This is a genomic window from Vibrio paracholerae, from assembly GCF_037672085.1.
In the GTDB taxonomy this organism is placed as follows: Bacteria; Pseudomonadota; Gammaproteobacteria; order Enterobacterales; family Vibrionaceae; genus Vibrio; species Vibrio cholerae.
Genome location: NZ_JBBHLM010000002.1, coordinates 832,142 through 851,533, shown reverse-complemented (window position 1 = coordinate 851,533; position 19,392 = coordinate 832,142). Strand labels below are relative to the sequence as shown.

The following is a 19,392-nucleotide window of genomic DNA, read 5'->3' as shown; positions in this document are numbered from 1 at the left end:
ACACGTTAGTCAATGCCAATATATTGACTATGGTTTCCTAGCGTTGCATGTTGTATTTGCGCATCTTCTCAACCAAGGTGGTGCGACGCATACCGAGCATGTCTGCCGCTCTCGCCACTACTCCCCCTTGCGCTTCTAACGCTTGGTTGATGAGGTTCACTTCTAAATCAGCGAGCAACTCTTTAAGATTCACCCCTTCAGGCGGCAGCGCTTGCGGCGCATCTATATCAGGGACAAATTCCTGCGGCTCTTCAAAATTGAAGTCTTCTGCAAAAATGCCTTCCAACACATCACGCTCTTGCTCTTCAACCGAGCTAAAACGGCTAGGCTCTGGCTGGAATTCCGGAATATCACTGTAACGGTATTTGGTCGGCAGGTGATTCACATCAACCAAACTGTTTGGATACAGGATGACCATACGCTCAACCAAGTTGGCAAGTTCACGTACGTTACCCGGCCAGTCATGCTCCATCATCGAATTGATCGCACGCGGCGTGAAACAGATGGGCTGCGCCCCTTCCGCTTCCATACGAGTCATCAGCTCTTGTAACAGCAAAGGAATGTCATCAATCCGATCGCGCAGAGCGGGCATCTCAATCGGGAACACGTTTAAGCGGTAGTAGAGATCTTCACGAAATTTCTGTCCGTCAATCATCTCTTCCAAATTACGGTGCGTTGCGGCAATCACGCGCACATTCGCTTTGATAGTGCTGTTGCCTCCCACACGTTCAAAACAGCGCTCTTGCAGCACGCGCAGCAGTTTAACCTGCATGCTCATCGGCATATCGCCAATTTCATCTAAAAAGAGTGTGCCGCCTTCAGCCAGTTCAAAACGGCCTTTACGTGCAGTAATCGCTCCGGTAAACGCCCCTTTTTCATGACCAAACAGTTCACTTTCCAATAATTCAGCCGGAATTGCACCACAGTTGATGGGCACAAAAGGGCCATTACGGCGTCCTGAATGGTAGTGAATGTTGCGCGCAACCACTTCTTTACCCGTGCCCGACTCACCGAGGATCAGTACGTTGGCTTCCGTGGTCGAGACTTGCTCAATCAAATGACGAACTTCTTGAATCCCCATGCTTTGCCCAACAAGGCTACGAAATAGGGTGTTTTTGCGTGCGGTCGCAAGGACTTGAAAACCTTTGCGCCCAAGAAATTCTTTACAGTGACGCAAGGCATCGCTCAGCTGCGGATAGTTGAGCGGAAAATCTAACTCACCCACATAGTTGGGGAATTCTTCTAAGGAATAAGGCTGCTTATTGGCAATCAACAACGGAATATGATTAGCCTTGGCCAGTGATTGGATTAATTGTTCAGAAAGCGCTTGACCACACAGCGAACCTAAAATGCATCCGCCCCACACTGCCGACCAATTGATTTGGTCAATCTGAGTAGACTCAATGACCTCACACTGCTCTCCTACAAATTCTAAAATAACACTGAGATTGAGCCGGATCGCGGCATCGTCCTCAATCACAAGTAGTTTCGCTAAACTCTGCATAGGTGAGATTATTTGCCTTTATTATAAGAAGTTGTGGTTGCACCGTTTGAATATCATTTTCAGGTGTTAATTTTGATTCTGGATCCTGAATAAACGATAGACAATTTGTGGAAATCAGCAACAAAAAAAGCCACTTGGCTAGTTAGTGGCTTCTATTCTATTTAAATCAGCAAATAAGGCAACCAAGCATTTGCTGGGTGTGATATCTGTTAAAAGTTTCTCTGACAGAAATCAAATACCCACTTCAGCGGCAGTCAAGTTGTGATATTCGGGAGGAATTTGATCCCAAGCTGACTTTATTTCACGGATGATCTCAATCACATCATCGAGCATTTGCGGATCATTTTTATGATTCGCTTGAGTAATTTGGTTGACCATAAAGTCATACAATTGATCAAGATTTTGAGCGATGTCTCCACCATCTTCCATCGACAAGCAGCTGCGCAGGCTAATGATGATATCCAAGGCTTTACCTAAACGTTCACCTTTCACAGGGATGTTACCTTGCTGCATTGCCGCCTTACCTTGGATAAGGCGCTCAATCGCTCCGGCCATTAACATCTGAACGATTTTATGCGGTGAGGCCGCACTTAGCTGGCTATCCACTGATACTTTTTTGTACGCCTGTAAAGAACCACGCATAGTCTTCCTCTTATAGAAACTTTTTGTATTGCTGAACCGATTTATTTCCGTGGCGATATTTGTGGAGTGTTTGCCCCATCGCCGCCGTTTTTAACTGCATCTGTTCCACAAGTTGTTGAGTATTACCAATTGCCTTGAGCCATAAATCGGACTTTGCCAATTCAGGGTGCTCGGCCAAATAGCCTAACAAGCTATGCAATAGCTGTTCCCTGTTATCGACCAACTGCAAAATATCTTCAGCATGAATGTCATCTTCCGCAAGAAGAGTAGCGATTTGTTGATCGAGATCACTCAAACATTGCAATTCTGCTTCCACATTAACCACCTAAAGCGTTCATCATGCCCGCCAACTGTGACTGCATCTTACTAGTCGCATCTTGCATAGCACTAAATTTAGCATGAGTACGCTGCTGCAAACTCTCCATGCGGCGATCCAGTGAGCGTTGATCGTCATCCAAGCGATAGGCTTGTTCCGTCAAACTTTTCTCCCGGGTGCGAATAGAACCAGTCACCCCAGTCATACTCGAAATGGCATCTTCAACTCTTTTCGCAAAGCCTTGATTGCCGCCAAAAAAGTCGCCCAACTTGGTGAAGTTATTATTCAGTTGGCGGTCAAGCATAGCATAGTTGATTTCTAGCGTCCCTTGTCGGGTAGTGGTGATCCCAAACTCCGTCAGTGATTTGAGGTTTTCTGGCGCTTGCTCAATGCTCGATGAAAAGACCGTTTTTAATCGCGAGTCTGCGCTACGAACTATGCTGTCACCCGCTAAAGGGCCGGCTTGTCCGGTTCGTGGATCAACGCCCGCCAACTGTTTACTGGTTTGGAAAAACTGGTTATAAGCGGCGACAAACTGTTCAATATCGTTACGAACTCGCTGACGGTCATATTCAATGCCGATTTCCGTCGGGGGCTGATTGCGCTCGGTTTTGCCTTTGAGGGTTAAGTTCACCCCTTCAATCGCACTTTCAATGATGTTGTTATTGCTCGATAAGGTTGCCACCCCATCCAGCACAACCATAGAATCTTGCGCAGATTGCACTTCGGTCATGCCGCCGTAGCCATCGAATGCGCTTTGCGCGGCGCTCAGAGCCGCTTGCGCTTTTTCGACTTGTTCAATGTAGGCACGCTCTTCTGGGCTAAGTTGCGCCCGTGCTTGGGCTTTGGCTTCTTCTGGCGTCATTTTTCCGCTGCGGACTGCTGCTTCAATCTGCGCTTTCTCTTGCGCTAATTTCTGTTCTAGCTTTTGCTGCGCTTCTTGCGGCGTGACGTAGGAATCGATCAGAGTACCGGATGCGGTGTTACTCCATCCAGGTACTTCAGCGGCCTTTTTTTGACCTTGAGCGTCGAGTTCTTCTTCCGGCTCCCAATAAGAATCGAGCAAGGTGCCAGAAGCCGTTTCTGTCCATCCCGGAATTCTGTCTTCCGGCCTGATGTATTTTTTAGCATCACTAGCGGCATTAGCCGCCGCTTTTACCGCACTTTCGGTTAACTCACCTGCGTTGAGCGTATCTCCGCTAACACCTTGTGCACTTTGTGCGGCACTTCGAATTTCTTGTGCGACTTCTTGATCAACTAACCGAGCAGCATCACCAATTTTTTCCGCTACTTTAGCGGCAACTTTTTGCTGTTCAGGGGTAAGTGGTGCGATGAGTTGTTGAGCTTGCGCACGCGCTTTTTCTAAATCACGGACCCGCTGTTCAAGGGTTTTGTATTCGAGTTGCTTAAGTGGATTACCCGCTTCTGCTTGAGCTGACATTTTTACACTGTAATTTTTGCCCGACACGTTAGAGGCAACGATCAGCCGCGGACCTTCAACATCATTGATGATAGAAGCTCGCACGCCTGGGTTGGATTTTTCACTGTTGATTCCGCGGACAATATCAACCAGCTTGGAGTTGCCTTTTACATCCAGCGTAAAACTCTTATCACCCAATGAAATATGCAGCTTGCCCGGACCAAATTTCGCATCTTTGTCCAATACTTCAGACGCAATTTTATGGCTTTGAGCAAGCTGCAACACATCGACGGAGTAGTTGCCAGCAATAGCTTCCGTGGTGGCCGTCGCGGAGACAACCTGTTCGTTACTGGTGTCGACTTTGCGTACCGCAAAAGCCTTCTCCTGACGAAACTGGGTCATCAGATTTTTCATCGTATCCAGCGACTCTCTGAGCCGACCATAGGCGCTGATACTGGTATCAATATTAGTGCGATCATTATCAATGCGTTGCTGCTTAGGCATACGCTCTGCATTGACAACTTTACTCACTATGCCATTGATATCAAAGCCAGTATTCATCCCCATCGGGCCTAAACTCATTCAATCACCTCAAAAACCGTGTTACACCTTTGCCATCAGTAAACCGGATCGATGATCCTGTTCACGGGCAAGGCGGCGCAATACTTCAAGCATCTCTTCCTCGGGGATTTGGCGAATAATATCGCCCGTCGAGGCTTCGTAGATAGTTACCACCTCACGCCCGGATTCACGATCCAATCTGAAAGACAGGCCTTTGTTAATGGATTTCACAAACTCATTCATTTGATCCACCATCTTGGCAAGTTGCTCCTCGTTAAGACGTTGGCGCTGTTTAGATTGCGCCATAGCAGTCTCTGCCGATTCTTGCTGCCTTGCCCTGACCTGCTCAGAAAAGTGTTCAGATAATTTATCTGTACGCGAAACCGAGCGACTGTTATCCCCTGAAAGCGAAACACTTTTTGCATTATCGTTTTCTGAAGCAATTTTAGTGCCACTTTGTGAGCCGTAAGGCTGGATGTTCGATGCGTAGGATGGTATTTCCATAACAATCTCCCTTCCACCTTATAAGTAACATTTAAACCACAAGTTACTTACTAGCTCAATACCGCTCAAAGGGTTATCCCAATAAGCTCAGAGCTGCAGATGGTGACTGCTTCGCTTGCGCCAACACAGAGGTACTCGCCTGCTGCAATATTTGCGCTTTGGTCATCGCCGTGGTTTCACGAGCATAATCAGTATCACGGATACGACTACGAGACGCGTTAACGTTTTCGTTGACGTTATCCAAGTTACTGATCGCATGTCCGAAACGGTTCTGGAATGCACCCAATGAAGCGCGTTGGCTATCCACCGCCTTCAAAGCCCCATCCAGAATTGACACCGCCTCTTGCGAACCCGCTACTGTTGATACATCAACATTCGCGACAGTAACATCACGGCCAGCATCAAAACCAATTTCACCGCCCAATCCACCACCAATGGTCACATCACCATTGACTTTTTGTGATGAAGCAAACAGTTGTAACTTACCACCTTCACCGACCGACGCTTTAACGTCTTCGGTTTGACCGTTGATATAAGTCGCAAGCTCTTCTAAGTCGTCACCTTGTTTGGCATTAATGGTCACTTCACGTGCTTCACCCTGCTTATTAGTGTAGCTCAGGGTCAGATCGGTTGCTGCGCCGACACGCCAGTCTGCGGCTTTGCCATCTTGAGCTCGATAACTTTTACCGCCCATGGCTTGAGTATCCGAGCGCATGCTGCCCATGCTGAGCATGACTGCTTCACCCGAATCCGCACCAATCTGGAACGATTTACTACCAAACGAACCATTCAGCAGTTTGTTGCCACCAAAAGAGGTGGTTTCTGCAATACGGTTCAACTCGTCATTGAGGGCAGACACTTCTTCTTGAATCGCGCGGCGTTCCGAAGAAGAGTTTGAGCCGTTAGAGGATTGCAACGCAAGATCGCGCATCCGTTGTAAGATGTTGGTCGTTTCGTTCATCGCCCCTTCTGCAGTTTGGGCGATGGAAATACCATCGTTGGCGTTTTTCACCGCCATGTCCAAACCACGGCTTTGCGATGTCAAACGGTTAGAAATTTGCAGACCTGCGGCATCGTCTCGGGCACTGTTGATTTTGTAGCCGGACGACAAACGCTCCATCGATTTCTGCATACCATCAGCAGCACCATTTACATAGCGCTGAGCGGTCATGGCAGACACGTTCGTGTTTACATTAATTGCCATATTGATCTCCTTAGGCGGATAAGTTGGTAAACCTTGGTGTCTCTCACCTCACCTCGGTTTACCTCATTTCTCTCGTATCCTGTAACGGCGAGAAATAAATATCCTTTAGAGAAATTTCAGGCTTTTTTTCAAAAAAAGAAAATCCTCTCCACTTTCGTGAAGTTAGGCACTCATTAATGAAACTGGCTGCAATAAAAAATCCAGCCGAAGCTGGATTTTTTGGCGGTGTGGGGATTAACCCAACAGGCTGAGTGCGGCGTTTGGCGCTTGTTTGGCTTGAGCCAGCACAGAGCTTGATGCTTGAGACAGGATTTGCGATTTGGTGAGCGCTGTGGTCTCTTTCGCGAAATCGGTGTCTTTGATACGGCTCTTAGACGCATTCACGTTTTCGTTAATGTTATCCAAGTTGCTAATTGCATGGTTGAAACGGTTCTGGAACGCACCCAGTTCAGCACGGTGACTATCTACATACTTCAGTGCTGAGTCAATCACTGCCACTGACTGTTGTGCACCACCGACAGAAGTCACATCCATGGTGTGAACCGTTTCAGCTTTTCCAGCTTGCATGTTCAGTGCACCCGCTAGGCCGCCAGAGAAGGCTACATCACCGGTTACTTTGTTGTTACCAGCAAAGATTTGTAGCTGACCTTTCTCGTTGACAGACGCTTTCACCATATCGGTTTGACCGTTGATGTAAGTCGCCACTTCTTCGATATCATCACCTTCTTTGGTGTTCACGGTAATGGTTTGATCATTGCCGTCGATGTCTTTCAGCGTGAAAGTGATGTCGTTCGCGCCCGCTTGTACTTTCCAGTCTTTGTCTTTGCCTTCTGCCGCGACGTAGCTGGTACCACCCATCATGCGGTTATCACTGCGCATGTCTTTTAAGGTCAGCATGACCGCTTCACCGTTGTCCGCACCGATTTGGAACGACTTGGTTGAGAAGGTACCGTTGAGCAGCTTGTTACCACCGAATGACGTGGTTTCTGCAATACGGTTCAGCTCATCATTCAGTGCGGTGATCTCTTCTTGGATTGCCACACGCTCAGATTTGGAGTTCGAGCCGTTCGCAGATTGCAGTGACAAGTCACGCATACGTTGCAGAATGTTGGTGGTTTCATTCATCGCGCCTTCTGCGGTTTGAGCAATTGAAATACCATCATTCGCGTTGCGTACTGCCACATCCAGACCGCGGCTTTGTACGTTCAAGCGGTTAGAGATTTGTAGGCCGGCAGCATCATCTTTAGCGCTATTGATTTTAAAGCCTGAAGATAGACGCTCCATTGAAGTTTGTTGTGCATTGGTTGCACCAGTCAAATAACGTTGAGCTGTCATTGCTGCTACGTTGGTATTTACATTCACTGCCATGGTGATTTCTCCAATTGATTTTCCGATGTATCCGGTTTCCGACGTCTCGGAAAACCAAAGTAGTTCTCTCAAAGTTACCTTTTATAACGGCGCGTTTTTTAAATCCTTTAGGAAAAATTTTCGATTTTTTAAGAAAAAAGTTTGGTTGGCGAGAAATTAGGCATCAAACACATAAAATGCACAAAAAGTGCACTTTAGCACTCAAGGTTTTTCTACCACGGACGATAAAGCGAGCTTGATCTTGAGTCAGATGAACAATGAGTTAGAGACGAAGTCGAGCAGGCAGCGTTAATTACGCAGCAAAAACAGCACAAACTTCGGCTGGCGTTTCGCTTGAGCGAGCACAGAAGTGCTGACTTGCTGCAAAATTTGCTGCTTAATCATTTGCGTGGTTTCTTTGGCGTAATCAGCATCTTTAATCCGGCTATTCGAGGCCGCTAGGTTTTCATGCACGTTATCGAGGTTACTGATCGCGTGTTGGAAACGATTTTGCATCGCTCCTAGCTCTGAGCGATGCCCATCGACATACTTGAGTGCCGTATCAATCACTGAGACGGCGCGTTGCGCTCCGCCAGCACTGCTGATATCAAGATTATCCACCGCTTCATAACCCAATAAGTTCATCTGTAATTCGTTGGCTAAACTGCCACTGAACGACAAGGTGCCTGACTTCTCTTTCCCCGCGATGTACAACTGGAGTTGTCCCTTTTCATTCACGGACGCAGAGACTTTATCGGTTTGGCCATTGATGTAAGTCGCCAACTCTTCAATATCGTCTCCCTCTTTGGCTTGGATCTGAATGTTCTCATTCTCCCCTTGCGCATTGACGTAGCTGATATTGAGCTGTTGTTTACCTTTTGTGACTTGCCACTGTTTATCGGCCAGCGCAGCCGCAACATAGCTAAACCCGCCCATCTCCAAACTGTCTGATCGCATATTGCGCAGTGAAAGTTGTACGGCTTCACCACTGCTGGCACCAATTTGGAAACTGGCTTTCATAAATTGGCCATTGAGCAGCTTGCGTCCCGCAAAAGAGGTGGTTTCAGCGATTCGATTCAATTCATCGTTTAAAGCGGCCATTTCCTCTTGTAATGCGACTCTTTCGGCTGCACTGTTTGAACCGTTGGCCGATTGCAAAGAGAGGTCGCGCATGCGTTGCAATAGTTGCGTGGTTTCCTGCATTGCCCCTTCAGCCGTCTGCATGATCGAAATCCCATCGTTGGCATTGCGCACAGCAATGCCGAGGCCACGCATTTGCGTTTCCAAACGATTGGAGATCTGCAGTCCTGCCGCATCATCTTTGGCACTGTTGATTCGATTGCCAGAAGAGAGCCGCTCCAGAGACTGATTGAGCATCTCGGACGCAGAATTAAGATGTCGCTGTGCTACCAGCGCAGACACATTGGTATTTACCGTCATGGCCATGGCTGCTGCACTCCTTACACGATTGCTTACTTGTTCTTTTATCGGTGTAAAGTGAGTTTTCTTTAATCAAAAAAACCGAGCACTAGGCTCGGCTTTGGCATGAAACATATGCAACGGTGTTGCATTATTGATTCTTGAGTGTCAGTTCCTGCAACATCACTTGCGACGGTGCAAAGAAATAAGCCCCGGTCACGGCTTTGGTAAAGCGTAGCAGTTGGTCTGTTTTGCCATCAGTGACACCGTACATGCTTTCCAGCATAGTTTTGAAATTATGCAGCGTGTGACAGTACGCAATAAACAGTAGGCCGTGATCGCCGCTCACGCTGCCATACGGTAGGCTGTGACGAACAATCTTCAATCCTTTGCCTTCTTCTTTAATATCCACTCGCCCCACATGCGAAGCGGCAGGAACATTTTCTAGCTCGACAGAATCTGGCTTAGTACGACCAATCACTTTTTCTTGCGCCGCTAAGTTGAGACGATTCCACGCCGGCAAATTATGCACAAAGCGTTGTACCATCACATAACTGCCTCCCGCAAAGTCGCCATCAGCCACCAACGCGACTTCCGCGCGTTTCTCAGCTTTCGGGTTTTCTGTGCCATCAATAAAGCCCGTCATGTCACGTGCGTCTAAATAACGGAAACCATAGGTTTCATCCACGATTTCAATATCTTGAGCGATGTCGCTAATCCCTTTACGTAGAGTATAAAACAGCAAATCGTGGCGCGTGGCGTGACAATGGATCAACACATCCACATCCGTGCTTGGCGCGTGAGTTTCGCCCTCACCCAGCTCAGGAAAATCAATCAGTTCTGGTGGCGACGCCATCTCAAAATGGCTCCAAAAACCTTTGCTGAACGCGACAGAAACCGTCAGCTCGGCTCCTGGCTGATTTTGATTGATTTCCTCAACTAACGCAGGCAAAGCCTTAAGCGCTTGCAAAACATGGGCGTGGTTCTGACGAACTTTCAGTAGTGTGTACAGGGCAAACGGGCCAGCTTCTGGCAAGATTGCGGTCTGTGACTTAAACATAATGAATCCTCACTTTTCGGTTTTGCTCAGTGTAATAAAAAGAAAAATCATCGCGTTGATGATGATCATGCCTTATCCAACGCGGGGGCTTTTAAACTGTCGCGCACATGGCGACTCTGCACGAGGTAAATGCCAAACCACAGTAATAAGAGTAGGGTCAATGCGTTGGCCCAGTGAAAAGCCCCCTGCTGCAAGTAAACGTGAAAAGCCGTTTGCACAAATTGGCCTATCACAACGAATAAAGAAATCGCACGACCTTGCGCGACAATCTGATTGACCCATTGCCGCTGCGAACTGCGTAACGTGATGAGCCACATTAAGGCAAGAGCCGGAGCCCCCATCGCAAGTCCAACATACAACAAAGAGTGATCGGGATAGATCAATGAGAGCAAATGGGAACCTTGTTCGCGGCTCACCCCCGCCATCACAAACATGACCCAAGCTCGATTAAGAAACAGCCATCCTAGCCATAGCCATATCGGTGCTTTTAAAAATCCTTGACTATCATACTGTTCAATCGAATAACGCACGGTTTTCTCAACTCATAAAACACAGGCTGTTCACTCTAGCGCAATTCCCCTAAATGACCACTGCTTATTCTTAGCTCGCCCCATTTTTTACCCTGCGCTCACATGCTAGTCTTAGTCCTAAGCTTTTTAAACCGTATAGATTAATGAAAAACACGACTCTCATTCCGTCAGAACAAACCCAGCAAGAGGCGTTAAAAATTGCGAAAGCGACTCAGCGCCCCGGACAAACCAAAGAGCAAACTAAGCTCATCACTCAAGGTATCGAAAAAGGGATTGCTTTATACAAAAAGCAGCAGAAAGAGAAACACCGGCAGGCAGATAAGCTGCGTAAAAAAGCGTTAAAAGCCAAGCAATCTTCGACAGAGGAAATCCACGAAGCGGATGACTATGTATCCGAACTCGGCGATGACTCTCATACCAATCAAGCCAAACTCGCATGGGTATTATTAGCGCTCAGTTGGCTAGGTTTTATCAGTTACTGGTTGTGGCAAAACAGCTGACGCACCAAGCCGCATGATGTGCCAAGCCGCATAATGTGGATAAAGAAAAAGCCAGCGATGCTGGCTTTAAGCACAAAACCCTAAGCTTGCCGCAATGTCTTTTTTGCGTTCAGTGACCCATTGGCTGTCAAAAGGGCCCCAGTCAGAAAGCTGGTAGTAGCCATCATTGTGTCGGCGGCCATCTTGCACGAAGTTCAGTTCAATACCGATACCCGGCATGGCTTTGATGACATCTTGGATAGTACGACGAGGCCAGCCCGTCTTTTCAATCAGTTTAGGGACATTGGGTCGCTCAAGGCTCTCCACAAGCAAAGCTAAATATAAGCGCCTTGCGAATACAGGACTCAGTTCCATTGATACCTCCTAAAGTATGCTGTGCTCATTATTTCCGTTTTACTGTGTGATGTGTTGCGTTTGATCAATAACTTGCCAATCGATTTACTTTAGTAGGCTATTTTTTCCGTGCGTGAAATATCTACATCACACTTTTGTCTCTGCCGAACCTTCCTGTTAGGATTGAACGCACAATAAGCAAGGTTGCCCTAAGCTCAACACCATGAAGCAACCCATTCAGGCCTTCAATAAAACCCATTTAAGGATAAACATGACGATCACTTTGTATGGCATTCCGAACTGCGACACCATGAAAAAAGCCCGTAAATGGCTAGAACAAGCGGGCGTCGCCTACCAGTTTCATGACTATCGCAAAGAGGGCATTACCCCAGAATTGGTGGCTGGATTTTGTAGCCAATTAGGTTGGGAACAAGTACTCAATAAGCGCGGCACAACCTTTCGCCAACTGAGTGATGAGCAAAAAGCCACTTTGAATGCCGACAATGCAGTGGCATTGTTAGTAGAACATCCGGCGATGATTAAGCGCCCTATTTTACAACGTCAAGATGAACTGCATCTTGGCTTTAGCGATGCCCAGTATCGCGCTCTTTTTTCTTAAGCGTTTTGATTAATAAAAGGAATTTCAAGGATGACAGATAGCCCTGTACTGGCTCTGGCAAAAGATCTGATTAGCCGCCAATCCGTTACTCCTGCCGACGCAGGATGTCAGGATCTGATGATTGAGCGCTTAAAAGCGCTGGGTTTCGAAATTGAAAGCATGGTGTTTGAAGACACCACCAACTTCTGGGCTCGCCGCGGCACGCAATCTCCCCTGTTTGTTTTTGCAGGTCATACCGATGTGGTGCCTGCCGGCCCTTTGGCGCAGTGGCACACTCCTCCTTTTGAGCCGACTGTGATTGATGGTTTCCTGCATGGGCGTGGTGCAGCAGATATGAAAGGCTCGCTGGCTTGTATGATTGTGGCGGTAGAGCGTTTTATTGCCGAACACCCCGGTCATCAAGGCTCGATCGGTTTTTTGATCACTTCTGATGAAGAAGGCCCCTTTATCAACGGTACCGTCCGTGTCGTAGAAACGCTAATGGCACGTAACGAACTGATCGATATGTGTATCGTCGGTGAGCCGTCCAGTACCCTAGCCGTAGGCGATGTGGTGAAAAATGGCCGTCGCGGCTCCATCACGGGGGATTTGAAGGTAAAAGGCACTCAAGGCCATGTTGCTTATCCGCATCTGGCTAATAATCCCGTGCATAAAGCGCTCCCCGCATTGGCCGAACTCGCCGCCACCCAATGGGATGAAGGTAACGCCTATTTCCCCCCCACCAGCTTTCAAATTCCTAACCTGCAAGCGGGTACTGGCGCATCGAATGTCATCCCCGGTGAATTTGATGTGCAGTTTAACTTCCGCTTTAGTACAGAGCTCACCGATGAAGAGATCAAACGCCGCGTACATTCGGTCTTGGATGCTCACGGGCTCGATTACGATGTGAAATGGACTCTCAGCGGCCAACCCTTCCTGACCGATACGGGCGAACTACTGGCCGCAGTAGTCGCGGCAGTAGAGGAAGTAAACCATCAAGCTCCTGCGTTATTGACGACAGGCGGAACATCTGATGGTCGCTTCATTGCCCAAATGGGCGCACAAGTGGTTGAGCTCGGTCCCGTCAATGCCACCATTCACAAGGTAAACGAGTGTGTACGTATTGCGGATTTAGAGAAATTGACCGATATGTATCAAAAAACCTTAAATCATCTTTTAGGCTAACTATGACCCCAGAGCAGCTGACCGGGCAAACCGACACACATTTGATCTCCGTAATGGTCGGACAAAAAGCGTTTCAAGTGCATCCGCAAGTGAGTGCGGATCTTTTAGCACTCAAGCAAGCGGCGCAAGATGCAGGGTTTAATCTTTGTATCGCCAGTGGTTTTCGCTCCTTTGAACGCCAACTGGCGATCTGGAACCAGAAAATGCTCGGTCAAAAACCGCTGCTCGATGAACATAGCCAGCCATTGCATAGCAACACACTGAGTGAAGCTGAAAAAGTGTTAGCCATATTACGCTGGTCAGCCTTGCCGGGCGCAAGTCGTCACCATTGGGGAACGGATTTTGATGTGTATGACCGCGATGCTTTACCAGAGAATACCAGTCTACTGCTTGAACCCTGGGAATATCTTGAAGGGCATCAAAGTGAGTTCTCTCAATGGCTAAACGCGCATCTGGCTCAATTTGGTTTTTTCCTACCCTATCAGCATGGTCAAGGCATTGGCTTTGAACCTTGGCATATCAGTCATAAACAGACTGCGCAGCAATGCTTAGCAGCACTGAGCGAGCCCCTATTGCTTGAGCAGCTCTCAGCCGTAGCGATGGAAGGAAAAACGACAGTCCAAGCGCTGTTACCGGAGATTTATCAGCGCTTCATCACTCATGTTTGTGAGGGATAATATGGAGTTCTTATTAAACCCTTGGGTTATTTCTTTCATTGTGATAGCGGTAATGGTGGGGAATCTTGCAGCTCTTAAGCATTTATCGAATATAAGACTTAAGAAATTGGATGAAAACAGCGATCTCGAAAAACTGATTGAACTTGATAAAAAACTGCATCCAGCAACTCGTGAAGATTCACAGACAGATACAGATAATGAGCGGCAAGATAAAACGTGAATTAGCCAAACAACTTGGAGTGACAAGCAGCCGCACATAGCCGCAGCTTTGTTGGTAATAAAGGGATGCAATCGCATCCCTTTATTGATTAACCAACCGAGGATCTCTTACCTCAGTCAGTGCTACTACTTTTTGTCAACCAAAGCCGACAGCACAGGCACCATCTCTTTCAACAGCGCTTCGTTGACTGGTTTACCCGAAGAGTCTGTCACGTTAATAGAGGTACGGTTACCCAAGTCACCAAATAGGAAAGTGTATGTACCTGATTTAAGCTCAATCGGTTTGACCCCAACCTGTTGCCAGAATTGATCATCTGGTGCAGCGTATTTGGCTTTGACCGTACCTTGCGACTGGTTACGCTCTTCAATGGTAAAGCCCATTTTTGGCAGTAACTCAGGCAAACGTTGCCACAGTACATCGTAAGGCGTACGCGCAATAATCACGGGGAATCCACTGCGATCTGAGCCCATGGTAATCGGGATTTGCTTAACCAACTCTTGAGCACGGCGCGCTGCTTCTGCACGCACATCGGCGTCGTAACGAGTCGTGACCAAGTTGGTCATAAAGGCGTTATAACGCTCTTTATTAGTGGTACTGACCGTTTGCGCTTGACCATTTTCACGCCAACCAATCAGCGAGATTTTAAAACCATAACGATTATTGGTTTCCACCATCGACATTAAATAGCGGCTGCCAATCGTCACATCTTCATCTTCTGATACCCAATCGACCCAATCGGTTTCCACCATAGAATCGGTTTGCTTACGAAGAGGGATTTTGCGCTCAGCAATCATTTTCAGTGCGGTATCCCACACTTTTTGTGCTTCATCTTGGCGCAACATCCATAAGGTCACTTCGCCATTTTGACGTTCTGCGCGAGCACCAGGGATAAGTTCCAACACTTGTTGTGGCGGACGAATATCGACCACATTCCCCACACCACCATGAAACGCCCCCTGCGGAATATCATAGTTAGGGTAAAACTGAGGAGTGGCACCTTGTGGTAATACCCAAGGCTTAAATTCTGTGGTTTCGAGATAGTCGAAATCGTCTTTGGCTTGGCGTCGTTGCGTGGGGCTGCTGGAGCAAGCACTTAAAACCAAAACAGCCAGTGAACCGAGAACTAGCTGGCGAGAAAACTTCATTGAAACTCCTAAAAATTGCCGGGGTCATGATACCCCGGCATTGTAATGGATCGCGCCTTAATAAATACAGGCTTCAGACAGGGCTTGGGCAACGATTGGGCGTGCTGGTTCCGAAAGTTGCGTCAAAGGTAGACGCAGATCACCATTTGCAATCAATCCCATCTTATGCGCTGCCCATTTCACCGGAATTGGGCTCGATTCGATAAACAGATTTTTATGCAGAGTCATCAAGCGTTGGTTGATGATCGCCGCTTCGTCGAACTTACCATCCAGTGCCAAATGCATCATCTTCGCCATGTCGGCAGCGGCAATATTGTTGGTCACTGAAATCACACCTTGCCCCCCGAGCTTAACGAATTCAAGGCCTGTGGCATCATCACCACTGAGTAGGACAAAACCTTCTTTACACATCTCACGGTGCTTCGCAACACGGCTTAAATCACCGGTCGCATCTTTCAGTGCGACAATGTTCTTGATTTCAGATAAACGGGCAACGGTTTCTGGGCGCATATCCACTGCGGTACGTCCCGGCACGTTGTACAAAATCACGGGAATATCGGTTTCTTGTGCAATCGCGTTGTAGTGCAGGAATAAGCCTTCTTGGGTCGGCTTATTGTAATAAGGCGTGACACTCAAATACCCTGCAATACCTGTGTTATTCAGCAGGCGGCTAAACGTAACCGCTTCATGGGTCGCATTCGCACCTGTTCCAGCAATAATAGGCAGACGACCTTCAGCGAACTCTACCGTTTTTGCTACTACTTTCACGTGTTCTTCGACCGTTAGCGTCGCGGATTCACCGGTGGTGCCAACGGAAACAATAGCATCGGTTCCTGCATCAACATGGAAATCGACCAGCTTTTTCAGGCTGATATAATCAACTTCACCGTCCGGAGTAAATGGGGTAATTAACGCAACGATACTTCCTGAAAACATGTCTATCTCCCTAATCTGATACTCTCAGCATGGTAATGCATGGCGCTAAAAAAAGACAAGCGGAGAAATGGGCTTAAATCACCATGCGGATGAATATTGATAAGATGACCTCAATAAATGGAGGGTAAGACGAGTTACCTTTATACACAGCACTTCGTCGTGTGTGTCAAACAGTGGTCATTTTCAGGGTGAGTGCACGGAAAAACGCACTTGGTCACGCTTTTTCTCTAGTTTAACTGTGTTAACATGCCCGAAAAATCATCTCTAAAGTGACAGTATGACTCAGCATCTTGTGATCACCGCCGTGGGCACTGACAGACCCGGTATTTGTAACGAAGTGGTTCGCTTAGTGACCCAAGCGGGTTGCAACATTATTGATAGCCGCATCGCCCTGTTTGGGAAAGAATTTACACTTTTGATGTTAATTTCTGGCTCCCCAAGCAACATTACTCGCGTCGAAACAACGTTACCTTTGCTTGGCCAACAGCATGATCTGATCACCATGATGAAACGTACATCACCTCATGATCATCAAACCCACGCTTATACCGTGGAAGTGTACGTAGAGTCTGACGATAAACTGGGACTGACCGAAAAGTTCACCCAGTTTTTCGCACAGCGCCAAATCGGTATGGCATCACTGAGTGCACAGACTATCAGTAAAGACAAACTGCATAGCGAACAAAATCAGTTCCACATCGCCATCAGCGCGCGAGTGGACTCAAGTTGTAACCTCATGCAGTTGCAAGAAGAGTTTGATGCCTTATGTACAACACTTGATGTTCAGGGTTCACTTAACTTTATAAAAAACAGTCAGTAATCAAAGGGATCATTATGAATATTCTTACTGCTGGAACTCCAGCTCCCGCTTTTTCTTTGCCAGATCAAAATGGCAATCTTGTGACGCTTGCGGATTTTGCAGGCAAAAAAGTTCTGCTCTACTTTTACCCAAAAGCCATGACGCCAGGCTGCACAGTACAGGCACAAGGACTACGCGATATTCAAGCGGAGCTGCAAGGACACAATGTGGTGGTGCTGGGTGTAAGCACCGACCCCGTGAAGCGATTAGGCAAGTTCATTGAGCGTGATAATCTCAACTTCTCGCTGTTATCGGATGAAGATCACCAAGTAGCTGAACAGTTTGGCGCATGGGGTGAGAAAAAGTTCATGGGTAAAATCTTTGATGGCTTACATCGCATTAGCTTTTTGATCAATGAACAAGGTGTGATTGAGCAAGTCTTTGATAAGTTTAAAACTAGCAACCACCATGAAGTTGTACTGGCTTACCTCAGCGGCAAATAATCGGTAGAAATGCCGATTTTAGTCAGTTTAAATACAGAAAAGATTAAGGCCAGTCATTGACTGGCCTTATTGTGGGTACTAGAAAAACCGCGGTCAAAACGCTAAACAATAAAGGTATTGAGGAGTTTGCCTTGCTCGCGCACGTTTTCGGTTTGTACTTCCATGGCCACACTCGCCGCTTGAGCCGAATCAGCCACCTGAGTCGAGAGGTCTTTAATCTTCACCGTATTGGTGTTGATCTCCTCGGCAACGAGACTTTGCTCTTCCGCTGCAGAAGCAATCTGCATGTTCATATCGCTGATTCGTTGGATAGCGCTACGAATCCGTTGCAGAGATTCATTAGCAAGCTGCGCCTTCTGCACAGCATCATCCGCCGTGTACTTACTCTCATTCATAGCAACAGAAACCGCACTCGCACCACTTTGCAACTGTTCGATCATATTGCGAATTTCCGTGGTCGATTGTTGAGTACGCTGCGCCAAGGTACGTACTTCATCAGCCACCACAGCAAAACCACGACCCGATTCCCCCGCACGCGCGGCTTCAATCGCCGCATTAAGGGCCAATAAGTTGGTTTGGTCAGCTATATCGTTAATAACTTTCAAAATGGTTTCGATATTACCTGTCGCGACCTCTAACCCTTTGACTTCTTTAACTGCTTGTTCAATACGAGCCGAAAGTGCATCAATCGATCGCGTGGTATCACTCACCACTTTGCTGCCATCTTGTGAAGCTTCATCAGCCTCGTGAGCCGCAGCCGCTGCTCCTTGCGCGTTATTCGCCACTTCTGTCGCCGTTACCGCCATCTCATGCATTGCCGTCGCGAGCTGCTCCAACTCTTGCAACTGCTGAGCCATGGCACTGGCCGACTCATGCGCACCTAATACTGTTTGCTCTGTGCCATGCATAATTTCAACACCAATCCCTTTTAGGTGTTGAATACGTTTTTGCAGTGTTTCACAGAACACGTTGAAATCCTTCGCCAATATTGCAAATTCGACATCCGTATTGGTGTCCAAACGCTTGGTTAAATCCCCCTGCCCAGAAGCAACATCTTCAATTGCACGACTCAATGCACCTAAGGGTTTCATCAATACTTTGATTAGGAAACTTAAACCAATGATACTTAGCAATACTCCGAGTACACTGTAAATCATTGAACTACGGCGTAAATCACCCACAGTAGCAAAAGCAATAGATTCATCGATTAAAGCACCTACATACCAACCCTCAGAAGGAACTAGAGTAAAGTTAACCAAGTACGACTTTCCTCCCAACTCTATATGCTGTAATCCTTCTTTGAGCTCCACGTTTGGCAGAAACTTACTGAACTTCTCTCCATTATTTTCTGCATTCGGGTGAGCAATGGTGATACCGTCTTTCGTGGTAATAAACAGGTAACCTGCATTAAACAAATTCACAGAGTTGACTAATTCCGATAACTGGCTCAACTCAACATCATAGAACATAGCGCCGATAAAATTACTTTGCTGATAAACCGGAGTACCAATCGAAATAATAATCTGCTTAGTTGAAATATCGACATAAGGCTGAGTCACAACCAGCTTTCTTTCACGTTTAGCATCAACATACCAAGGACGTTTACGCGGATCATAATCGGCACTTGGCTCCCAACCATCATCATTTTCGACGACGGTCGCATCGGATTCATACCCTAAACCAATCGCTAAAAAGCTGCGTTTTAAATTCGGAGATTCTAAGACTGTCTTAACAAACTCTCTGTCAGTCGGGTAAACCTGCAAGATTTCCGTCGTTGACTGCGCTAATCCCTTTTTACTGGCAAGATCTGACTCGATTGTGTTTTTGACGCCTTTTACCATCTCCATCACGCTATCTTGAACGAGTGATTCAATCTCCTCACGTACAGTGGAGAGCTGTTGGAATGACAGCAGTGCAATAACACAGAGTAGTAATGCCGATGAAGCGGCAACGATCTTCTGACTAAACCTCATAATGTCCGATCCTTCT

The 19,392-nt window shown here is 47.2% G+C and carries 21 protein-coding genes; 7 read left to right on the top strand and 14 right to left on the bottom strand.

Annotated features, from left to right (window positions below; translation table 11 throughout):
* Window positions 1-37 precede the first annotated feature (37 nt).
* The 10 genes from R4537_RS09275 to R4537_RS09230 form a co-directional block, all read right to left on the bottom strand.
* Entirely contained in the window at window positions 38-1,504 is a 1,467-nt protein-coding gene (locus R4537_RS09275) for a sigma-54 dependent transcriptional regulator (RefSeq protein WP_001190983.1), read from the bottom strand.
* 231 nt (window positions 1,505-1,735) lie between these two features.
* Entirely contained in the window at window positions 1,736-2,146 is a 411-nt protein-coding gene (gene fliS / locus R4537_RS09270; RefSeq protein ID WP_001214991.1) for a flagellar export chaperone FliS, read from the bottom strand.
* A 10-nt stretch (window positions 2,147-2,156) separates the two neighbouring features.
* A complete protein-coding gene (fliT, locus tag R4537_RS09265; protein ID WP_071177886.1) occupies window positions 2,157-2,462 on the bottom strand; it encodes a flagellar protein FliT in 306 nt (101 codons plus the stop codon).
* A 1-nt stretch (window position 2,463) separates the two neighbouring features.
* Window positions 2,464-4,464, bottom strand: coding sequence for a flagellar filament capping protein FliD (gene fliD, locus R4537_RS09260; RefSeq protein WP_071177887.1), 2,001 nt, complete (start codon window positions 4,462-4,464; stop codon window positions 2,464-2,466).
* Window positions 4,465-4,485: 21 nt separating this feature from the next.
* Entirely contained in the window at window positions 4,486-4,947 is a 462-nt protein-coding gene (gene flaG / locus R4537_RS09255; protein WP_000405332.1) for a flagellar protein FlaG, read from the bottom strand.
* Window positions 4,948-5,020: 73 nt separating this feature from the next.
* Window positions 5,021-6,151, bottom strand: a complete 1,131-nt coding sequence (flaB, locus tag R4537_RS09250; protein ID WP_071177888.1) for a flagellin B — start codon at window positions 6,149-6,151, stop codon at window positions 5,021-5,023.
* A 234-nt stretch (window positions 6,152-6,385) separates the two neighbouring features.
* Window positions 6,386-7,519 (bottom strand): flagellin D, encoded by a 1,134-nt coding sequence (gene flaD, locus R4537_RS09245; RefSeq protein ID WP_000290373.1) that lies wholly within the window; start codon window positions 7,517-7,519, stop codon window positions 6,386-6,388.
* A 288-nt stretch (window positions 7,520-7,807) separates the two neighbouring features.
* A complete protein-coding gene (locus tag R4537_RS09240) occupies window positions 7,808-8,944 on the bottom strand; it encodes a flagellin (RefSeq protein WP_071177889.1) in 1,137 nt (378 codons plus the stop codon).
* A 124-nt stretch (window positions 8,945-9,068) separates the two neighbouring features.
* Entirely contained in the window at window positions 9,069-9,977 is a 909-nt protein-coding gene (locus R4537_RS09235) for a Dyp-type peroxidase (protein WP_000477170.1), read from the bottom strand.
* Between the two features lie 65 nt (window positions 9,978-10,042).
* Window positions 10,043-10,507 (bottom strand): DUF2919 domain-containing protein, encoded by a 465-nt coding sequence (locus R4537_RS09230; protein WP_001270703.1) that lies wholly within the window; start codon window positions 10,505-10,507, stop codon window positions 10,043-10,045.
* A 143-nt stretch (window positions 10,508-10,650) separates the two neighbouring features.
* On the opposite strand from R4537_RS09230, the gene R4537_RS09225 reads away from it, so the two are divergent.
* Complete coding sequence (locus tag R4537_RS09225) at window positions 10,651-11,007, top strand: DUF2956 domain-containing protein (RefSeq protein WP_000799589.1); 357 nt, start codon at window positions 10,651-10,653, stop codon at window positions 11,005-11,007.
* Window positions 11,008-11,073: 66 nt separating this feature from the next.
* Here R4537_RS09225 and R4537_RS09220 read toward each other — a convergent pair whose 3' ends face one another.
* Window positions 11,074-11,361, bottom strand: a complete 288-nt coding sequence (locus R4537_RS09220) for a winged helix-turn-helix domain-containing protein (protein WP_000423624.1) — start codon at window positions 11,359-11,361, stop codon at window positions 11,074-11,076.
* 250 nt (window positions 11,362-11,611) lie between these two features.
* Between R4537_RS09220 and R4537_RS09215 the strand changes: the two genes are divergently transcribed.
* Genes R4537_RS09215 through R4537_RS09200 form a run of 4 tightly spaced genes read left to right on the top strand, consistent with a single transcriptional unit; the run spans window position 11,612 to window position 14,020 of the window.
* Window positions 11,612-11,959, top strand: coding sequence for an ArsC family reductase (locus tag R4537_RS09215; RefSeq protein ID WP_000156592.1), 348 nt, complete (start codon window positions 11,612-11,614; stop codon window positions 11,957-11,959).
* Between the two features lie 30 nt (window positions 11,960-11,989).
* Window positions 11,990-13,123: a succinyl-diaminopimelate desuccinylase gene (gene dapE / locus R4537_RS09210; RefSeq protein ID WP_071177890.1), complete on the top strand. Its 1,134-nt coding sequence runs from the start codon at window positions 11,990-11,992 to the stop codon at window positions 13,121-13,123.
* Window positions 13,124-13,125: 2 nt separating this feature from the next.
* Window positions 13,126-13,800, top strand: a complete 675-nt coding sequence (locus R4537_RS09205) for a M15 family metallopeptidase (protein WP_071177891.1) — start codon at window positions 13,126-13,128, stop codon at window positions 13,798-13,800.
* 1 nt (window position 13,801) lies between these two features.
* Window positions 13,802-14,020, top strand: a complete 219-nt coding sequence (locus tag R4537_RS09200; protein ID WP_071177892.1) for a DUF2897 family protein — start codon at window positions 13,802-13,804, stop codon at window positions 14,018-14,020.
* Window positions 14,021-14,145: 125 nt separating this feature from the next.
* Here R4537_RS09200 and bamC read toward each other — a convergent pair whose 3' ends face one another.
* Together bamC and dapA are read right to left on the bottom strand one after the other, a co-directional pair.
* The gene (gene bamC / locus R4537_RS09195) at window positions 14,146-15,165 is read right to left on the bottom strand and encodes an outer membrane protein assembly factor BamC (RefSeq protein ID WP_071177893.1); all 1,020 of its coding nucleotides are present in this window, start codon (window positions 15,163-15,165) and stop codon (window positions 14,146-14,148) included.
* Between the two features lie 57 nt (window positions 15,166-15,222).
* The gene (gene dapA, locus R4537_RS09190; protein ID WP_000491214.1) at window positions 15,223-16,101 is read right to left on the bottom strand and encodes a 4-hydroxy-tetrahydrodipicolinate synthase; all 879 of its coding nucleotides are present in this window, start codon (window positions 16,099-16,101) and stop codon (window positions 15,223-15,225) included.
* 277 nt (window positions 16,102-16,378) lie between these two features.
* Here dapA and R4537_RS09185 point away from each other — a divergent pair, with 277 nt between their 5' ends.
* Window positions 16,379-16,921, top strand: coding sequence for a glycine cleavage system transcriptional repressor (locus tag R4537_RS09185; RefSeq protein WP_071177894.1), 543 nt, complete (start codon window positions 16,379-16,381; stop codon window positions 16,919-16,921).
* Window positions 16,922-16,935: 14 nt separating this feature from the next.
* Window positions 16,936-17,403 (top strand): thioredoxin-dependent thiol peroxidase, encoded by a 468-nt coding sequence (bcp, locus tag R4537_RS09180; protein ID WP_071177895.1) that lies wholly within the window; start codon window positions 16,936-16,938, stop codon window positions 17,401-17,403.
* Between the two features lie 101 nt (window positions 17,404-17,504).
* On the opposite strand, the gene R4537_RS09175 is transcribed toward bcp, so the two are convergent.
* Entirely contained in the window at window positions 17,505-19,376 is a 1,872-nt protein-coding gene (locus R4537_RS09175) for a methyl-accepting chemotaxis protein (protein WP_071177896.1), read from the bottom strand.
* Window positions 19,377-19,392 lie beyond the last annotated feature (16 nt).